General features: G+C 60.3%; 12 protein-coding genes. 7 read left to right on the top strand and 5 right to left on the bottom strand.

The features are described 5' to 3' along the window. Positions 1–137 precede the first annotated feature (137 nt). Positions 138–4,742 carry a DUF6543 domain-containing protein gene (locus tag D8U61_RS26985; protein WP_130928012.1) on the top strand — a complete coding sequence of 1,535 codons (4,605 nt, stop codon included), beginning with the start codon at positions 138–140 and terminating at the stop codon, positions 4,740–4,742. Here D8U61_RS26985 and D8U61_RS26980 read toward each other — a convergent pair. After that, positions 4,699–6,249 (bottom strand): PLP-dependent aminotransferase family protein, encoded by a 1,551-nt coding sequence (locus tag D8U61_RS26980; RefSeq protein ID WP_130928011.1) that lies wholly within the window; start codon positions 6,247–6,249, stop codon positions 4,699–4,701. The genes D8U61_RS26985 and D8U61_RS26980 overlap by 44 nt on opposite strands. A gap of 93 nt (positions 6,250–6,342) precedes the next feature. Here D8U61_RS26980 and D8U61_RS26975 point away from each other — a divergent pair, with 93 nt between their 5' ends. From D8U61_RS26975 to D8U61_RS26965, 3 genes are read left to right on the top strand one after another with little or no spacing between them, the layout of a single operon-like run. Next, the gene (locus D8U61_RS26975) at positions 6,343–6,966 is read left to right on the top strand and encodes an FMN-binding negative transcriptional regulator (protein WP_130928010.1); all 624 of its coding nucleotides are present in this window, start codon (positions 6,343–6,345) and stop codon (positions 6,964–6,966) included. A 10-nt stretch (positions 6,967–6,976) separates the two neighbouring features. Next, positions 6,977–7,423 (top strand): GNAT family N-acetyltransferase, encoded by a 447-nt coding sequence (locus D8U61_RS26970; RefSeq protein WP_130888958.1) that lies wholly within the window; start codon positions 6,977–6,979, stop codon positions 7,421–7,423. Positions 7,424–7,435: 12 nt separating this feature from the next. Beyond that, the gene (locus D8U61_RS26965; protein WP_122751245.1) at positions 7,436–8,107 is read left to right on the top strand and encodes a GNAT family protein; all 672 of its coding nucleotides are present in this window, start codon (positions 7,436–7,438) and stop codon (positions 8,105–8,107) included. 120 nt (positions 8,108–8,227) lie between these two features. Here D8U61_RS26965 and D8U61_RS26960 read toward each other — a convergent pair whose 3' ends face one another. After that, complete coding sequence (locus D8U61_RS26960; protein WP_125927731.1) at positions 8,228–9,130, bottom strand: homocysteine S-methyltransferase family protein; 903 nt, start codon at positions 9,128–9,130, stop codon at positions 8,228–8,230. A 113-nt stretch (positions 9,131–9,243) separates the two neighbouring features. On the opposite strand from D8U61_RS26960, the gene D8U61_RS26955 reads away from it, so the two are divergent. Both D8U61_RS26955 and D8U61_RS26950 read left to right on the top strand, forming a co-directional pair. Further along, positions 9,244–10,062, top strand: a complete 819-nt coding sequence (locus D8U61_RS26955) for an ABC transporter substrate-binding protein (RefSeq protein WP_095181205.1) — start codon at positions 9,244–9,246, stop codon at positions 10,060–10,062. Continuing rightward, the gene (locus D8U61_RS26950) at positions 10,059–10,895 is read left to right on the top strand and encodes an amino acid ABC transporter permease (protein WP_071171375.1); all 837 of its coding nucleotides are present in this window, start codon (positions 10,059–10,061) and stop codon (positions 10,893–10,895) included. Before D8U61_RS26955 ends, D8U61_RS26950 begins: the two co-directional genes overlap by 4 nt. Positions 10,896–10,902: 7 nt before the next feature. Here the strand turns inward: D8U61_RS26950 and D8U61_RS26945 are convergent, their stop codons facing one another. Beyond that, positions 10,903–11,181, bottom strand: a complete 279-nt coding sequence (locus tag D8U61_RS26945) for a helix-turn-helix transcriptional regulator (protein WP_071171374.1) — start codon at positions 11,179–11,181, stop codon at positions 10,903–10,905. Then, complete coding sequence (locus D8U61_RS26940; RefSeq protein WP_125927733.1) at positions 11,178–12,527, bottom strand: HipA domain-containing protein; 1,350 nt, start codon at positions 12,525–12,527, stop codon at positions 11,178–11,180. Before D8U61_RS26940 ends, D8U61_RS26945 begins: the two co-directional genes overlap by 4 nt. A 368-nt stretch (positions 12,528–12,895) precedes the next feature. Here D8U61_RS26940 and D8U61_RS26935 point away from each other — a divergent pair, with 368 nt between their 5' ends. After that, the gene (locus D8U61_RS26935; protein WP_130928009.1) at positions 12,896–15,133 is read left to right on the top strand and encodes an autotransporter outer membrane beta-barrel domain-containing protein; all 2,238 of its coding nucleotides are present in this window, start codon (positions 12,896–12,898) and stop codon (positions 15,131–15,133) included. A gap of 211 nt (positions 15,134–15,344) precedes the next feature. Here the strand turns inward: D8U61_RS26935 and oadA are convergent, their stop codons facing one another. Beyond that, positions 15,345–17,153: a sodium-extruding oxaloacetate decarboxylase subunit alpha gene (gene oadA, locus D8U61_RS26930; RefSeq protein WP_125927738.1), complete on the bottom strand. Its 1,809-nt coding sequence runs from the start codon at positions 17,151–17,153 to the stop codon at positions 15,345–15,347. Positions 17,154–17,158: the final 5 nt, after the last annotated feature.

Genomic DNA, 17,158 nt, shown 5'->3' with positions numbered 1-17,158 from the left:
GCTCGTTTGCCGGAGACCCGCCGAGGCGGGTCTTTTTTTTGCCTGGCAGCTTTATCTACCGCACGGGTCGCTGTCGCGCCTTTTAACTTGACCTGCTCCGCCGCCCTCGCGGCGTCCCGACAGAGCAGGAAACCACCATGACCGCCATTCCCAAAGCCAGTGCCGTCGATATCGTGACTCAGCTGGTTACCGGCCCCTCGCTGCAAGAGGTCGCTTCAAAAACGCTGCGCGAAGCCCTCAAGACGTTGTATCCGAATCTCGACATAGACCCGCGTCTGGCGATGGTCGTGCAACCCACCTGGGCCATTGTGGAGGGTCGAGTGGTACCCGACGGGTATCAGGCTGGATCGCTGACCAACGCGCTGGTGCGGCTCGGCCTGTCCGGTACCACGGTGACGTACCTCGATGGTGAGCATTACCTGACCCTGCAACCCGGCGTGCCCGCCCCTGCGCATCTGCCGGTGAAGATCGATGCGATCGGCCTGTTGCTCAACGAACTGGCACCGCTGCTGTTCATCGCCTACAAGGAGCAGCACGTCGACTACTGGGACGAGTTCACCTATCCCGGGCAACCGCGCTGGCAGCAATTGTCCGAGGCACTGCGCAACCTGTGGAACGTCGATGCCAGCGTCGGCTGGGATGCCGATGAAATCGCCATGGCCCAGGCGATTTTCAAACAGCCCGACCCGCAACAACGCCTGGCCCCCGCCCCGTACTCGGCAAAGGCATATCTGATTGATCTCGATCAGGGGAACGCCGACACGCAAAGCCACTTGACCCTGCTCGACGCCGCAGTGTTGGTCGGCAGCATCGCAGACCGTACATTGATTCTCACCCACGCGATTACTCAGGGCTTTCAGCGTTTCGATTCACTGGAAGAACTCGGCGAGGCTCTGCTGCGGATATATGGCGCAAACGCCTCGGGCGAAGATCTCAAGTGGCGGCTGGTCGAACCCCAGGGAAATTTCTTCGACCAGCAGGCCTGCACCCTGATTTCCCTGGAAGCGGATGCCTTGGGCAAAATCAGTTTTTTTCAGGACTCCCCTGATAAACGCGTCTATCCGCATACCGGCACGGCCGGCAAACCGGCACAACCGACACCGCGCCTCGAAGCGCACTTCGAGCGTTTACAGCCGATGCTTCCGGACTGGCTGAACGACGCCTTGCCCATCGATCAGACACGTTACAGCCGGCACCTGCTGGACCTGACGACGCTGCAGCACGAGAACAACGGCAAATCCTTTCAGAACGAAATCACCAGCCTGCAGGCGTTCACTCGGGCAGCGCTGATCAAACAGATTCTCAAGGAGCAGCCCGACGCCAAAGACCTGGACATCGACAACATCGAAATCACCATCACCAGTCTCGTGGTCTGGGGCACGTTTGTGTTGCCGGGAAATACTCAGACTCAGACATGGACGCTGACCGAGCTTGCCCTGCAAAACCTCGCCGGCCTGCCCTTGGGCAACAAGACTGTGCGGTACAAGGATGGCAGCCCCGTACCCGAGTGGATGAGCGCGACTTTTCTGGAGAAGCTGGTCAGCACGGTCGACATCGGCAAGACCTACCCGGCGCATCTCAAGGCCGTACTGATAGACGACTCAGTGCAAGCGTCACGGTTGGAAAGGCTGTATACCAGTCAGCTACGCGTCGAGCTGCCATTGCTGGCGTTGCAGCACAAGATCCAGGGCAGAGCCGGCATTGACGAATCGGGTTATCGATACGTGGTTGCCGCATTGGCCACGACTGACGCAGAACGCTACGTCGATGGTGAGGAAATCGTCATTCGCCCATTGGCGTTCGTGGCCCATCGCAGCCGCTCCACCGCAGACACTGTCGACAACATGTATGTCATAGGCCCGCGCGATGCCGACAAAGGGCCGTGCGTGCTGTATCGACCGTTGTTCGACAAGGCTCTGCTGCAATATCCGGGATTTGCCAATCTGCTCTTTGCGATCCAGCATTCGCGACATCTGCGCGATTCGGTACTGGCCTGGTTGCCGGACGATGTGCGCTTCAATTACAGCCAGTTCGTCTTCACCGCCAGGCTGCCGTCGGTGTGGACGATCCCGCAACTGATGATCAACCCGACCACAGCACTGGACATGTCCGGCGCGGTCGCGCTGGGCACTCAGGTGATCGCCAGCGATGTCCTCGCCACCCTGCACGAACGCAACGTCAAGGCGCTTGTCACTCAAGCCGACCGGCAATCGGTATCCGATGCAGAAGCACGCTGGGCCTCGCTGAAACAGGGTGGCTGGGTGATGCTCAATGCCGCACTGCCGTTTCTGGGCCGCAGCGTAGGCACAGCGGCGTGGATCTGGCAGATCATGGATGATCTGCAGGAAATCACCGACGGCGCCAACGAGCAATCGGCGAAAGTCGCCTGGACGGCCATCGCCGATATCCTCCTGGCGCTGGGCATGGTGCTCGCCCATCGTGCGGCAATGGGTGATGCGCCATCGACGCCCGTGGCCACAACGCTCGAAGAGGACACAGCGACGAGCAAACCTGCCGCCAGAATCGTCAAAGCGCTGCGCCAGCCGGACATCACCGGCCCGCAATTGACCGAAGCCCATGGCACATCGATCGACAGCATCACGGCGCTGAAACGATCTCCGTTGGCCCTCGCCAAGCTGTTGGATACGTTCAAGGTCGGCAAGCCCAAAGGGCTTGGCGCTGCCACCAGAGAGGGTGCGCAGCGAGGCCTCTACGCCCACGCAGACAAATGGTACGCCCGCGTCGGTGAACGCTGGTTCGAAGTCGCGCGCAACGCGCATGGCGATGTGCACATCGTCGATACGCGTCAGCCCACCCGACCTGCCGGACCCAGGCTGGCCTATACCGCCAACGGCCAGTGGGTAATCGATCTGCGCTTGCGTCTGCGCGGCGGCGGATTGGAAGAAGGTCGCCAAGCCGCGCAAGGCATAAGAACCAAGGAGGTGGCCGTATTGGCCGAGCAGATTACTGCGTTCGATTTGACGATGGAGAGCAAAGGGAGCCGTCTCGATGCGGACCGCAACAGCCTGCACGATGCCCCTGCGCAGGCACGCGAGCAAGCGCTTGCGCAGTACCTTGCCACGCTCGATTCACAGCACAACGAATATGCCGCAAACATAAAGCTGATCAAGAAACTCAACTGCAAGCAGTCGATCCCCAACTACCGCACGGTAATGCCGGAGCGGTTGGACATGCAGTTGTTTCTGGGACAGGAGTGGCTGAGTAATAACGCTTCGGATTACCAGCAGCGGGTACTGGCGGTGCAGGCGATACTCGACGACGAACTGCGCAGCGAATCGCAGGCCGCCACCTCTGCGTTCGAACAGTTGAACGATGTCACTCAAACCATTATCGAGAAAATGGAGTCGGCTGAAGCCTGCATGGTGGAGCTCACCAGGCTGGGACCGGATGGCTTTGATGTAAAGCAGAAATACAACATCAGCCTTGCGCCCTACCCGCTGGATGATCTGAAGACTCTGCAGATCAGTCTCGGCCAGTACACCTGCATCAAGCCCGGCGATTCCACCGCTCATGTCGAGGCACAACAAGCGCTGGCCGGTCTGTTCGAAGATGCTGCGCTGAACGTTCAGAGTTCACGGGACCTGAGCGCCGATGAAAGCCTCAGTGATCTGCGCATACGCATCGACGCCCTGAGCCAGGTGAGCGAACAGTTTGCTTCCGTGGACAAGCGATTCGATGACCTGGCGAGTGAATATTCCGAACACATACACACGGAGCGACTCAAGCAGTTGCAGGCGCGCGTGGCCGCATTCAAGGAAAACGCCGACAATCGACTCGCCGATCTGTTGCGCTACCGGCATTTACTGGTGCCGCAAGCCGGTCCGTCGAGACCTTCAACGTCATCTTCGAATCGGCAGATCATCAAGACGCGCAACAAGGGCATCCTGGTCGGCGAACGGAAAAAAAGCCTCGACGGCAAAGACACCGATCTGGTCGAGGTCAGTACAGCACTGACGAGAGTCATCGCGACATTCAAGGAGGAGTCGCCAGGTATCTGGGTCGAGCAGAATGCACGGCCGGCACCGTCGCCAAAAGCCCGGCCCAACCTCAACAACAGCATCAGCGCAGGGCAGGCCTTGATCGACGGGCTGGCGGCGTTCCATCGGCGCATCGAGGCGCGCCTCAAACGCGGCTCGCGCATTCCGGTGGAAGTCGAAGAGGAATACCACAACCACGCCGCCCTGTTGCGCAAGGCCGGTGCCGCCATCGATGAAGCGTTGACGGTGAGTAACCTCACCGCAGCTCTGCATGAACCGTCCGAAACGCTCAACCACAAGCTCGACGCTGCGGCTACGACGCTGGAGGAAAAGGGCACCAGCACGCGAATCCGTCTGGTCAAGCAACAACTACCAACAGCCGCCGGGGTCGAGTGGCTCAAGGACAAGGGCGAAGTGAACATTTCGAAAACCCTGACCCGACGGCGCCTGAGGCGCCATAAGAATGACTTCCTCGACGAGTATCAGATTCGTGATGCGCATACCGACAAGGTCCTCTGCTATGCGCATTTCCATTACAGCAGCGCCGACGCGCCCGATGGCGCATTTTTGCGTGGACACATGAAGACAGTTGCCCAGCACCGCCTGGGAGGCACCTCTGAAATAACCGATGTGGATAATCAGAGGCTGATCGAAATCCATCGCAGCGAAATTTCCAGTCGCAGCGCCGAAACGCTGTTCTTCAATCTCGCCAAGCCTGCCGCAGACGCGACAGCGCCGCTTTGATTGCTGGCTCTGGTACAGCAGCGAACCCCAGCACCAGGCCGGCGCGCTTATCCATGGGCGTAGTCGAATCGGGGAGCCAGTAGCTGCTCAGGCCGTTGATTTCGACATCGACCTCAGCGGCCCGAGCGATCAATTGCTGCTCGCGCTCGATGCTGTCCACGGCGACGGTCAAGTGCAGCCCGGCCGGCATGGCGGGCAGTTGACCGACGCCGGCGACCGTCGGCCAGCCTTCGAGCAGGCAGTTGCGTCGGCTCAGCGCAGCCCGGCGCATGCGGCGGATATGCCGCTGGAAATGCCCGGCGGCCATGAATTCGGCCATCACCGCTTGCGTGCTGACCTCCGAGTGCCGCACATCGACGGCGCGGCGTTGCGCGAACGCCTCGACCAGCGCGGGCGGCAGCACCAGATAGCCCAGGCGCAACGCCGGAAAAGCGACCTTGCCGAACGTACCGACGTAGAGCACACGCCCCTGACGATCAAGTGCCGCCAACGGTGCCAGCGGTGCGCCGGTGTAGCGATACTCGCCGTCGTAATCATCCTCGACGATCCAGCCGCCGACACGCTCGGCCCAGGCGAGCAGCTCCAGACGCCGGGCCAGGCTCATCACCACGCCGGTCGGGTACTGATGAGACGGCGTCACGTAAGCCACTCGACAATCACTGAGCTGAGCCATGGCGCTGCAATCGATGCCGTCGCTGTCCACCGCCACCCCATGCAATTGCGCCCCCGCTACAGCGAAGGCATGTCCGGCGGCGCGATAGCCCGGATTCTCGATCGCCACACCGTCCCCAGGCTCGACCAGCAGCTGTGCACAAAGGCTGATGCCCTGCTGCGCGCCACTGGTGATCACAATTTGCTCAGCCGTGCACTGCATGCCGCGCGAGCTGCGCAAATACGCAGCAATCATGCCGCGCAGCCGCGCGTCACCGGCCGGGTCGCCGTAACACAGCTGCTGCAGATCCGGTTTGCGCCAGAAAGCCGCGTTGAGCTTGGCCCAGACCTCGAACGGAAACAGATCGAATGCAGGCACACCCACCCGAAAAGCACGCGGCGGACCGCTCGGTGGTCGCGGCAAATGATGCTTTTCAATGCGGGAAAATCCGTCGCTGTGGATAACTTTGCTGGATGAATTCACAGGTAAATCCAGCCAATTTGTGGATAAGGCTGTGGGTAAGCCTGTTGACAAGCCTGTGGATGAATTTGTGGATAGTTTTTTCTCAGGCGTGGATGCCTGAGCCAATTGCGCCACGTAAGTACCGTCGCCAACGCGTCCTTCGATAAATCCCTCGGCATACAACTGATCGTAGGCGCGCACGACGCTGTTGCGGGAAATGCCCAGCGCCGAGGCCAGATCTCGGCTGGCCGGCAATCGCGTGCCACTGGCCAGACGTCCATCCAGCACCCGCTGGCGCAGAGCCTGATAGAGCTGGCGGCTCAGGCCCTGACGGCGATCAAGCTCGATTCCGGCCGGATTGAAAGGCATCGACAAGGGTGGCAGATCGGGCATGGCGAATGGACCTATGAAATGGCTCAGCAATGGCTCTTACAACGGACCAATAGCCTGCCTAGGATGCAGGCATTCGCCAAGGAAAATCTGTCCATGTACACGCCACGCGCCTTTGCCATCGAAGACTTGTCCCAACTGCACGAACTGATCCTCGCCACTCGCCTGGCCATTCTGGTCAGCCACGGCGAAAGCGGCCTGCAAGCCAGCCACGTGCCGGTGCTGCTGCATCGCGAACAGGGCGAATACGGCACGCTCTACGGCCATCTGGCCAAGGCCAATCCGCAATGGAAAGACCTGCGTGACGGCGCCGAGGCGATGCTGATCTTTGCCGGACCAGACGCCTACGTCAGCCCAAGCTTCTATCCGAGCAAGGCCGAGCACGGCAAGGTCGTGCCGACCTGGAACTACATCGCCGTGCACGCCTACGGTCAGGCTGAGACCTTCAGCGATGGCGGCCGCTTGCTCGACATCGTCAGCACCCTCACCGACCGTCACGAGGCAGGCCGTGCCCAGCCGTGGTCGGTGGACGATGCGCCAGCCGATTACATCGACACCATGCTCAAAGCCATCGTCGGTTTTGCCATTCCCATCGACCGCCTCGAAGGCAAACGCAAGCTCAGCCAGAACCGCAGCGCCGAAGATATTGCCGGGGTGCGCGAAGGTCTCGCCGCCAGCCCCGACGCCAACGATCAAACCCTCGCCCGCCTGATGCGCTAAGGAAATCACCATGACCCAGATCGACATTCGCCCGGTCAGCGCCAACGACCAAGCCGCTTGGCTGCCGCTGTGGCAGGCGTACCTGCGCTTCTACAACACGGAACTGCCGGACGCCGTCACCGAGAGCACCTGGCAGCGCTTTCTCGACCCGAATGAACCGACCCACGCCGCCCTCGCCTGGGCTGAAGGCAAAGCGTTGGGCATGGTGCATTACATCTATCATCGCTCGAACTGGAGCATCGAAAATTCCTGCTATCTGCAGGATCTGCTGGTGCTGCCGGAAGCCCGTGGCACCGGTGTCGGTCGGCTGTTGATCGAGCATGTCTACGCTACCGCCAAGGCTGATGGTTGCTGCAAAGTCCACTGGCTGACCCATGAAACCAACGCCACCGCGATCCAGCTCTACGAGCGCATCGCTGAACGCCCGGGCTTCATCCAATTTCGCAAGGCACTGTAAGGAGACGCGCACATGACCGCTTCACTCGCTGACTGGAAAGGCGTCCCCGCCCCCTCCGCCACCCTGCTCGAGGGCCGTTTCATTCGTCTGGAAAAACTCGACCCGGCGCGGCATGCCGAGCAACTGTACGCCGCCCTCGAAGGGCCCGGTGCCGATCCGAAGCTCTGGGATTACTTGCCTTACGGTCCGTTTCGCGAGCGCAGCGCGTTCAACGACTGGCTGAACAATCATGCGGCCAACAGCGACCCGTATTTCTTCAGCGTCATCGACCGCGCGACTGGTCAGGTGCAAGGCATCCTCAGCCTGATGTCGATCGTCCCGGCGCAGGGCCGCATCGAAATCGGCCACGTCACTTTCGGTGCGCCAATGCAACGCTCGCCGAAAAGCACCGAGGCGGTGTACCTGCTGGCCAAGTATTCGTTCGAGCTGGGTTACCGGCGCCTGGAATGGAAGTGCAACAACGGCAACGCCCGCTCCAAATACGCGGCGGAGCGTCTGGGCTTCAGTTTCGAAGGGGTGTTTCGCCAGCACATGGTGGTCAAGGGGCAGAACCGCGACACCGCGTGGTATTCGATTCTGGATGCGGAATGGCCGGCGATCGGTGCGGGATTCGAGCGCTGGCTGAGCGATGAAAACCAGACGCCTGATGGCCAGGTGAAAGGCTTGGCCGAGTGCCGTAGCTGATCGTCACAAAGCCCCTGTGGGAGCGAGCCTGCTCGCGAAGGCGCTGTGTCAGTCACTGAAATATTGACTGACTGACCGCTTTCGCGAGCAGGCTCGCTCCCACAATTGGCGGGTTCTTTCTTAACGACGCAGTTCTTGCGCCAGCACCGCAATGTGCTCCGGGCCGATCCCGCAGCAGCCACCCAGATGACTGGCGCCGCGCTGTTGCCAGTCCAGCGCCCAGTGCAGATACCCCGGCGGATCGAGATCGTCACGCAACGGGTCGAGCCCGTCGTTGGCCGTGGCTTCTTTCGGTTGCGGAGGAAACGCGTTGGCATACGCGCCGATATTGATCGTGACGCCGAGACGCTCAAAGGTTGCGCGCGCCGCATCGATGGCCGCGCCAATCACTTCGGGCTGACTGCAGTTGAACAGCAGGGTTTCGACGCCGAGTTCAGCCGCCACCGCAGCCGCTTCGGCTACCGGCTCACCGGAGCGCAGGCGCGGCACTTCATCGGTGTCTTCATCCTTGAGGGTGAACGACAGCCAGAACGGTTTGCCGTCCTTCGGCAACCCGGCGTGAATGGCCCGCGCCTCGATAATCGAACTCTGGGTTTCCGCCAGCCACAGATCAACATGCGGGGCCAGCCCATTGACCAGCGGCGTCAGCAGCTCGGTCACGCGATCCGCTTCGAACAGATCCGGACGATACGAACCAAACAGCGGCGGCAACGAACCGGCAACACGCACTGACTTGCCGGATGCCTGCACCGCCCGCCGTGCCAACTCCCCCGCCAGTGCCGCAAGCGCCTGGCCTTCAGCCGCAAAGCGCGCCTCGCCAATGTGAAACGGCACCACCGCGTAACTGTTGCTGGTGATCACGTCGGCGCCGCTGTTGATGTACGCGGCATGCACCGCCTCGACCGCCTGCGGCGCTTCACTCAGCGCCAGTGCCGACCACTCCGGTTGGCGAAACGGCGCGCCGGCGCGTTGCAACTCGCGGCCCATGCCGCCATCGAGAATGACCCTGTTCGCTGCGCCCATATGCTTTTCACTCATATGCTTATGAAAATAACTCACTATCAGAGTCGTTCTTATAACTATTTAATACGCACCACTCGGTTAATAACAACCTCTTTTTTCAACAGGAAGCGACTGTGAAATTCCAACCGCTATTGGCCCTGGGCCTGACCATTCTGGCCTCCACCCAAGCCTTCGGCGGCGCGACGCTGGACCGCGTCGAACAGAAAAAAGAGCTGGTCGGCGTGCTCATGGAAAGCTATCCGCCCTTCTCGTTTCTCAATGAGCAGAATCAACTCGACGGTTTCGATGTCGACGTTGCCAAAGCGGTGGCGGACAAGCTTGGCGTCAAACTGCGTCTGGAAACGCCGTCCTGGGACGTGATCGCCGCCGGCCGCTGGAGCGGGCGCTACGACATCTGCATCTGCTCGATGACCCCGAGCAAGGCCCGCGCCGAAGTGTTCGACTTCCCGGTCGAGTACTACGCCTCGCCAGCGGTAATCGTGGTCAATGCCAAAGACGATCGCATTCACAGCGCCAAGGACCTGAGCGGCAAAAAGGTCGGCCTGACCAGCGCCTCCAGCTACGAAAGTTATCTGAACAAAAACCTGGTGATCGAAGGCGCCGAGGATACGCAGTTGCAGTATCCGTTCGAGGATGTGCAGATCGCCCCGTACGACACCGACAACGTCGCCTTCCAGGATCTGGGCCTGGGCGCCGGCGTGCGCCTGGATGCGATCCTCACCAATCTGGTCACCGCGCAGCCGCGCCTGAACCAGGACCAGCGCTTCAAATTGGCCGGCGAACCGCTGTACTCGGAACCCAACTCGGTAGCCATCGAAAAGGGTGACCCGCAGTGGGACGCCAAGGTGCGCGAGGTGTTCGCACAACTGAAACAGGACGGCACCCTGAGCAAGCTGTCGCAAAAATGGATCGGCGCCGATATCAGCCAATGACTTCCTTTCCGACCCCGCCACAGCCACCGCAACCGGTGGCTGAAACACGCCTGCAAAAGCTCTTTGGTTTCCGTACGCGCCTGTACCTGACGTGGGCGGCGCTGTTCTGCCTGTTTGCCGGATTCTTCCTCAGCTTCGACCTGAAGTTCGCGATCATCCTCGACAAGCTGCCCAACCTCGTTGGCCTGAAGCTGGCGCCGAACGGCTTCCTGCAAGGCGCAGCGCTGACGCTGTTTCTCTGCGCATGCTCGATCATCGCCTCGTCGCTGCTCGGTTTCATCACCGCGCTGGCGCGCCTGTCGAACAGCGCCGTGGCATTTGGCATCGCCAGTTTCTACACCTCGTTCTTTCGCGGCACGCCATTGCTGATCCAGATCCTGCTGATCTACCTCGGCCTGCCGCAACTGGGCATCGTCCCCGGCGCCATCGTCGCCGGGATCATTGCCCTGTCGCTGAACTATGGCGCCTACCTGAGCGAAATCTTCCGCGCCGGGATCCTCGGCGTCGATCACGGCCAACGCGAAGCATCCCTGGCGCTGGGCCTGCGCGAAAGCGTGATCTTCTGGCGCATCACCCTGCCCCAGGCCATGCGCACGATTATCCCGCCGACCACCAACCAGTTCATCTCGATGCTCAAGGACTCGTCGCTGATCTCGGTAATGGGCGTCTGGGAAGTGATGTTTCTCGCCCAGTCCTACGGGCGCTCGAGCTATCGCTACATCGAAATGCTCACCACGGCGGCGATCATCTACTGGCTGCTGTCGATCGGGCTGGAGCTGATTCAGGCACGGATGGAGCGGCATTACGGCAAGGCGTATGTGCGCCGTAGTTGAGGTGCATTCAAATGGTGTCCCGGCGAATCCGCACTACGCCCATTTTCATGCCGAACGGGCGGAACACCGCGTTCAGCGACTTCAGGGTCTGATTGCCTTCGCCATGTTCGATATGCACCAGCGTGCGCACTGAAATCTTGCACATCTTCGCGAACTGGGACTGATGCAGACCGGTGACTTCGACCCGTAAACGGCGCACGGCGTCACCGATTTCCAGAGTGCCTTCGGCCAGTGATTGCTGAATGCTTTCGATGAGCGCCGTGCGCTCGAGGACGGTCAGACTCATTGCAGGTCCCACTCTTTCAAACGTTGCTCGAGATTTTTCAGATGAACGCTTGGGTGATTCATGGTTCTGGCGGGCAAACCGCTGGCCGTAAGAATATCCGGCAGTGCGGCCAGACGGCGGGCATCCGCGCGCAGGCCTTCGAACAGCGCCGAGGCATCCAGCCCCGCCAACGAATCGTGCGGATCTGCGCTATCGGCCAATACGCGGCAGACACCTCGCCAATCGACATCGCCCGCCCGCTCCAATTCTCTTGGCCATTTGGTCGTACGAGTCACGCCTTCGTCATCCATGACCATCGGGGCGAGGTCATAAATCGGCGCGAGCTGGAAAGCGTTCTCTTGCCGGATGATCGCCGTGTTACGACCGTGGTTATCTGAGTTTCCGAGGATTTTATTGATCAGGTCGCGACGCAGATAATCGGCGACGAGGCCGGCAATCTGGCTGGCCTGACCCGCTTTGCGCCAGAGCCCGGCGAGCATGCGGATCACTTCCAGATGATTCATGGCGCTGCCTGGCGTCGTCACTTCTGCCAGCGAATAAATCGATTCGACGGCAAAGCGCGACACCGCCCCATCTTTCACTTGTCGATCAAAACGCCGCATCCACAAACTCGGTTTGTTCGCCTCTTCCAAGGCCAGGCCTTCTGCCGCGACCGTTTCGATGCCCAATGTTTGCAGCGCTTTGTAGTAATGGAATTCGCTGCGCAGGATGTCCTGGTCGGTCTGCCCGCCCCTGTTTCTGGCGAATTTCACAAACCAGTGCTGTCGCACTTCTTCATCGTCCAGTACCGCATCGGGATACAGAAGCCCGGCGCTGTTCTCTGCCAGTAATAGCTTCGGAGCTTCCCCACCTGCCCCCGTCGCGCCACCGATGGCCGCGCCCAGCTCGTAGGCATATTCAAGAAAGCGGTTGTCGCGGCTAATGACCTCCTCGCGCTTGAATCCGATCGGCTTCCTCTCATCGACTGCTTCCGCCGATTCCTTTATTCGCATGTTGCCAATGGGAGCCGGTGTACTGCGACCCAGCAGAAACAGATCGGCGCTGATCTCGGCGGGTCTTTCCTGACCCAGGCGGGCGAGCAGAAACCGCTTGGCTGCGCCCGCCGGTGCGATGTCGTGGACAAAGGCTGGTGTCTTCGCGCGCCGACCTTCCCAATCCAGCGGATACAGGGCACTCACGGCTTGGGAAAAAGGCGACCCGATCAACTCGATGTTTTCCACCAGATAGTCCGCTTCATAGCCAAAACTGCAGCGGCTTTCGAAGCCTTTTTCCGGATCATCGAAGTCAAGAATCATCGCGTCGTGCCATTGCCCGGCGGTGAAGATCTGGAGTGTCAGGTTGTACATGTTGATTCCGTATGCATTTAAATGCAGCTGGAGGACAGAAAACTGTCTATAAATGCAATATAGTGCATTCGCGGAGTTTCAGTTGCAGGATATCTGCAACAAAATGCAGTTCTATCTTAGCCATTGGCAGGGTGCATGCAAAATAATGCAGGTAAGCGCCTGACCTCACTCCGATAAGAATGCGCCAACAGTACCAAGCCGTAGGAAAAAGAACCGGCGATGCTGCGTAAAAGCTCTGTTTGCGAAATCCCGCGAGGATTTTCGACAGAACGATCCGATGTAGCCTGCACAGCATCAGGAACCGACCGACATCGTTTTTTTCAAGGCAGCAATAGAGTTGAGCCTTTCATACAAGGAGGTTGAACTCGATGCCTGCCCTACACAAATACCGTCCCCATCACCTCGCTTTGGCGATCGCGCTGACGATCGGATCTGCCGAGGCGTCCATCGAACAGCTGCCCGACGTCCAGGTTTCTGCGCAGATCAGCGAAGACAAAACCGCCAAGCCTCGAAAGAAGAAAACACCCACACCGAAAGTGGATCCTGATGACTTGTTTGCGATCAAGGAATTCATCGGCCCGCTGGAGCACACTTCTCCGTCGCCCACGCAGGCCTCTGACGCGCCTTCGGTCGATGCCGTACGCGCGACGGTTGCGATCGAGGATTTCAGTCCGGCCTTTTATGAAGGGCTGGAGTTTCCAGAGTTCGTAGTGGTGGAAACCGGCGATGAGGAATTCGATCTTGTCGACCCGTTTGAACGCGACATGTTGGCGATCACGACGCAGCGCTCTTTTGTCTCGAGCCCGCTCGAGAATATCGACGGCGTATCCCTGCAACTGGGCGATGGAGATGACCTGCTGGTGATCAATAAGGGCGCCCGTTGGGACGGTCGCCTGGACGGTGGCAAAGGTGCGAACGGGTTGCTGTTCAATGCCGTAGAAGGCGGCGAGATCGGTGAGACGCGCAATTTCTCAGCCATGCGTATCGCACGTGGACAGTGGACCCTGCGTCACGCTTTCGAGGGTGATGCTGACGTCAAAGCCGACGCCGTGCTGCTCAACTACGCATCGATCAATGGTGTCGATGTCGACCCGGGAGCGGTTTTTGGCGGTTATGGACACGTGACGGGGCTATATGTCGCAGGAACCCTGCTTGCCAGCCAGCAACACGGCTCTCCCAATATCAAAGGCAATCTGACGCTCCATGAGGACGCTGTGTTTTCTTACGCCGTATCTGCCGACCGCGGCTCAGATCCCGTGCATGTTCAGGGCACCGCGAGCCTGGGAGGTGCGCGTGTCGAGATTTATGGCGTACCGGGCGACTACGCTCGTACCAATGAGTATCGGCTGTTGTCTGCAAACGTCATTGATGGCGAGTTCGGTGAGGTCACCACCAATCTGGCCTACATGACACCAACGCTCTCCTATGAGCCAAGCGCGGTGAACCTGCACTACGTGCGCAACGATGTAGGGTTCGAACAACTGGCCCGAACACGCAGTGCTCGTTCGATTGCGCAGAGCTTGGATAATCGAGGGGCTTCCACTCAAGCTTTCGATATCGGCACCAACAGGGCCGTCGCCGCACTGCTGACCAGCGATAAAACCACCGCGCCCATCGCCCTCGATCAACTTGCCGCAGGCAGCAATGCCAACCTCGCCAAAGCCACGCTGAGCAGTATCACGCCGGTCAGTACGAGCATGCTCTCGGCGATGCGCCAACTGGACAACCGTTCCGGCTCTACTGACGGCTCGCGCAGTTCACCGCGTCAGGCCGCAGGCAGCGAAGACTCCGGGCGGGTGTGGATTCAGGCGTTGGGCCTCGGCGGCAAGGTTGATCGCGACGCTGACGGTATCCTCCAACATGCCACGCAAGGGCTGGTCGTGGGCGCTGACTGGCGACTCGACGAGCACTGGCATGTCGGCCTGATTGGCGGCAAATCGCAGACGAAATTCGATGCCCGCCAGTACGACGGCGATCTCGACAGCTCGCACCTCGGCGCCTACGCCATGCGTCAGGATGGCCCGCTGTCACTGCGCCTCGGCGCGACCTACGCCAGCCATGACGGCAGCAGCACACGGCGGGTCGCGTTCAAGAGTTTCAGCGATCGTCTCAAGGGTAACTACGACGCCCATACTCAACAGGCATTCGCCGAAGTCGGGTTCAATCTGGGCCGGGATAGCGTCACCCTCGAGCCCTACGCCAGCCTCGGCTATCAGCGTTATCAGCGCGACAGCTACAACGAAAAGGGCGGCGACGCGGCACTGAAAATCTACGGCCAGACCCGCGACAACTTCAGCAGCACCTTCGGTCTGCGTGTTGCGCAGGTCAATACGCTGGATAACGGCATGCATTTGACCCCGCGATTGAGCGCAGGCTGGAAACATACCTACGGTGACATCGACAGTGGCACCCGCCAGCAACTGCGCAAGGGCGGCAAGCGCTTTGAAGTGACCGGGGCGGCACTGGATCGGAACAGCCTCGCGGTGGATGCGGGGCTCGACCTTGATCTTTCGGCGGCGCACACACTGGGCGTGGGCTTAACGGGTGAGCTAGGTAATGACAGCCGAACGTATGGCGTAGCGGGTCAATGGCGCATGGCGTTCTGACGGATCAAGCACGCCTCCTGTGGGAGCGAGCCTGCTCGCGAAAGCTGTGGATCATGCAAAGATGCTATTGGCTGACCTGGCGCATTCGCGAGCAGGCTCGCTCCCATATGTGATCCCTGGCAATGACCTGACAAGGTCGGAAAATCACAGGCAAAAAAAAGGGGAGCACATGCTCCCCCGAGGTTTAAAGCGTTGGATCGCGACTGTTATGTCAGCCTTCGATCTCGATGAGGATTTCGCCCGGGTTGACCCGGTCGCCCTTGGCCACATGAATCGCGGTGACCTTGCCGGCAATGGCGGCCTGGACTTCGGTTTCCATCTTCATCGCTTCGGTGATCAGTACCGCCTGGCCAGCCTTGACGCTGTCGCCCTCCTTGACCAGCACATCGACGATGTTGCCGGGCATGGTGGTGCTGACATGGCCTGGTGCCGAGGCCTGTTTGCGTTTGCTGCTGCCGCCGCCAACGAATTCGTTGAGCGGCTCGAACACCACTTCTTCCGGCATGCCGTCGATGGACAGATAGAAGTGGCGCTTGCCTTCAGCCTTGACGCCGACACCGGTGATGTCGACGCGATAGGTTTCGCCGTGGACGTCGATGACGAACTCGGTCGGCACGCCTTCGCCGCCCGCCGAAGCAACGGCGCCCGCTTCCGGGATTGGCAACAGCACTTCCGGCGTGAGGGTGCCGGCGGCACGCTCTTCGAGGAACTTGCGGCCGATGTCCGGGAACATGGCGAAGGTCAGTACGTCTTCTTCGGACTTGGCCAGTGCACCGATATCGGCACGCAGCTTGGTCATTTCCGGCTTGAGCAGATCGGCCGGGCGCACGTCGATGACGTCTTCGCTGCCGATCGCCTGACGGCGCAGTTTTTCATTGACCACGCCCGGTGCCTTGCCGTAGCCGCCCTGCAGATACAGCTTCACTTCGTTGGTGATGGTCTTGTAGCGCTCGCCGGCCAGTACGTTGAAAAATGCCTGGGTGCCGACGATCTGCGAGGTTGGAGTCACCAGCGGCGGGAAGCCAAGGTCTTCACGCACGCGCGGGATTTCTGCGAGCACTTCGCTCATGCGGTTCAGAGCGCCCTGCTCTTTCAACTGGTTGGCGAGGTTGGAAATCATCCCGCCCGGCACCTGGTTGACCTGCACACGGGTATCGACGGCGGTGAATTCGCTTTCGAACTGGTGGTACTTCTTGCGCACGGCATAGAAGTACAGGCCGATTTCCTGGAGCAGCTCCAGATTCAGGCCGGTGTCGTACTCGGTGCCCTTGAGCGCAGCGACCATTGATTCGGTGCCCGGGTGGCTGGTGCCCGAGGCGAAGCTGGAGATCGCGGTGTCGATGTGGTCGGCACCGTTTTCGATCGCCTTCAGCTGGCACATGGCGGCCAGGCCAGCGGTGTCGTGGGAGTGGATGAACACCGGCAGCGACTGCTCGGCTTTCAACGCGCGCACCAGTTCACCGGTGGCGTATGGAGTCAGCAGACCGGCCATGTCCTTGATCGCCACCGAGTCGCAGCCCATGGATTCCATTTGCTTGGCCTGGGTGACGAAAGCCTCGATGGTGTGCACCGGGCTGGTGGTGTAGGCGATGGTGCCTTGCGCATGTTTGCCGGCAGCCTTCACTGCTTCAATGGCAACACGCAGGTTACGCACATCGTTCATCGCATCGAAAATGCGGAACACGTCGATGCCGTTCACCGCTGCTTTGGCGACGAAGGCTTTGACCACGTCGTCGCTGTAATGGCGATAGCCGAGCAGATTCTGCCCGCGCAGGAGCATTTGCAGACGGGTGTTGGGCAACGCCGCACGCAGTTGGCGCAGGCGCTCCCACGGGTCTTCCTTGAGAAAGCGCACACAGGCGTCGAACGTCGCGCCGCCCCAGCATTCCAGCGACCAGTAGCCGACCTTGTCGAGCTTGTCGCAGATCGGCAGCATGTCTTCGGTGCGCATGCGGGTGGCGAGCAGCGATTGGTGAGCGTCGCGCAGGATGGTGTCTGTTACGAAGATTTTCTTGCTCATTCTTG

The sequence above is a fragment of the Pseudomonas sp. Sample_14 genome, from assembly GCF_004307515.1.
Lineage (GTDB): Bacteria > Pseudomonadota > Gammaproteobacteria > Pseudomonadales > Pseudomonadaceae > Aquipseudomonas > Aquipseudomonas atacamensis.
Note: the sequence above shows the minus strand (reverse complement) of the source record. Positions and strands in the feature narration are given on the sequence as shown.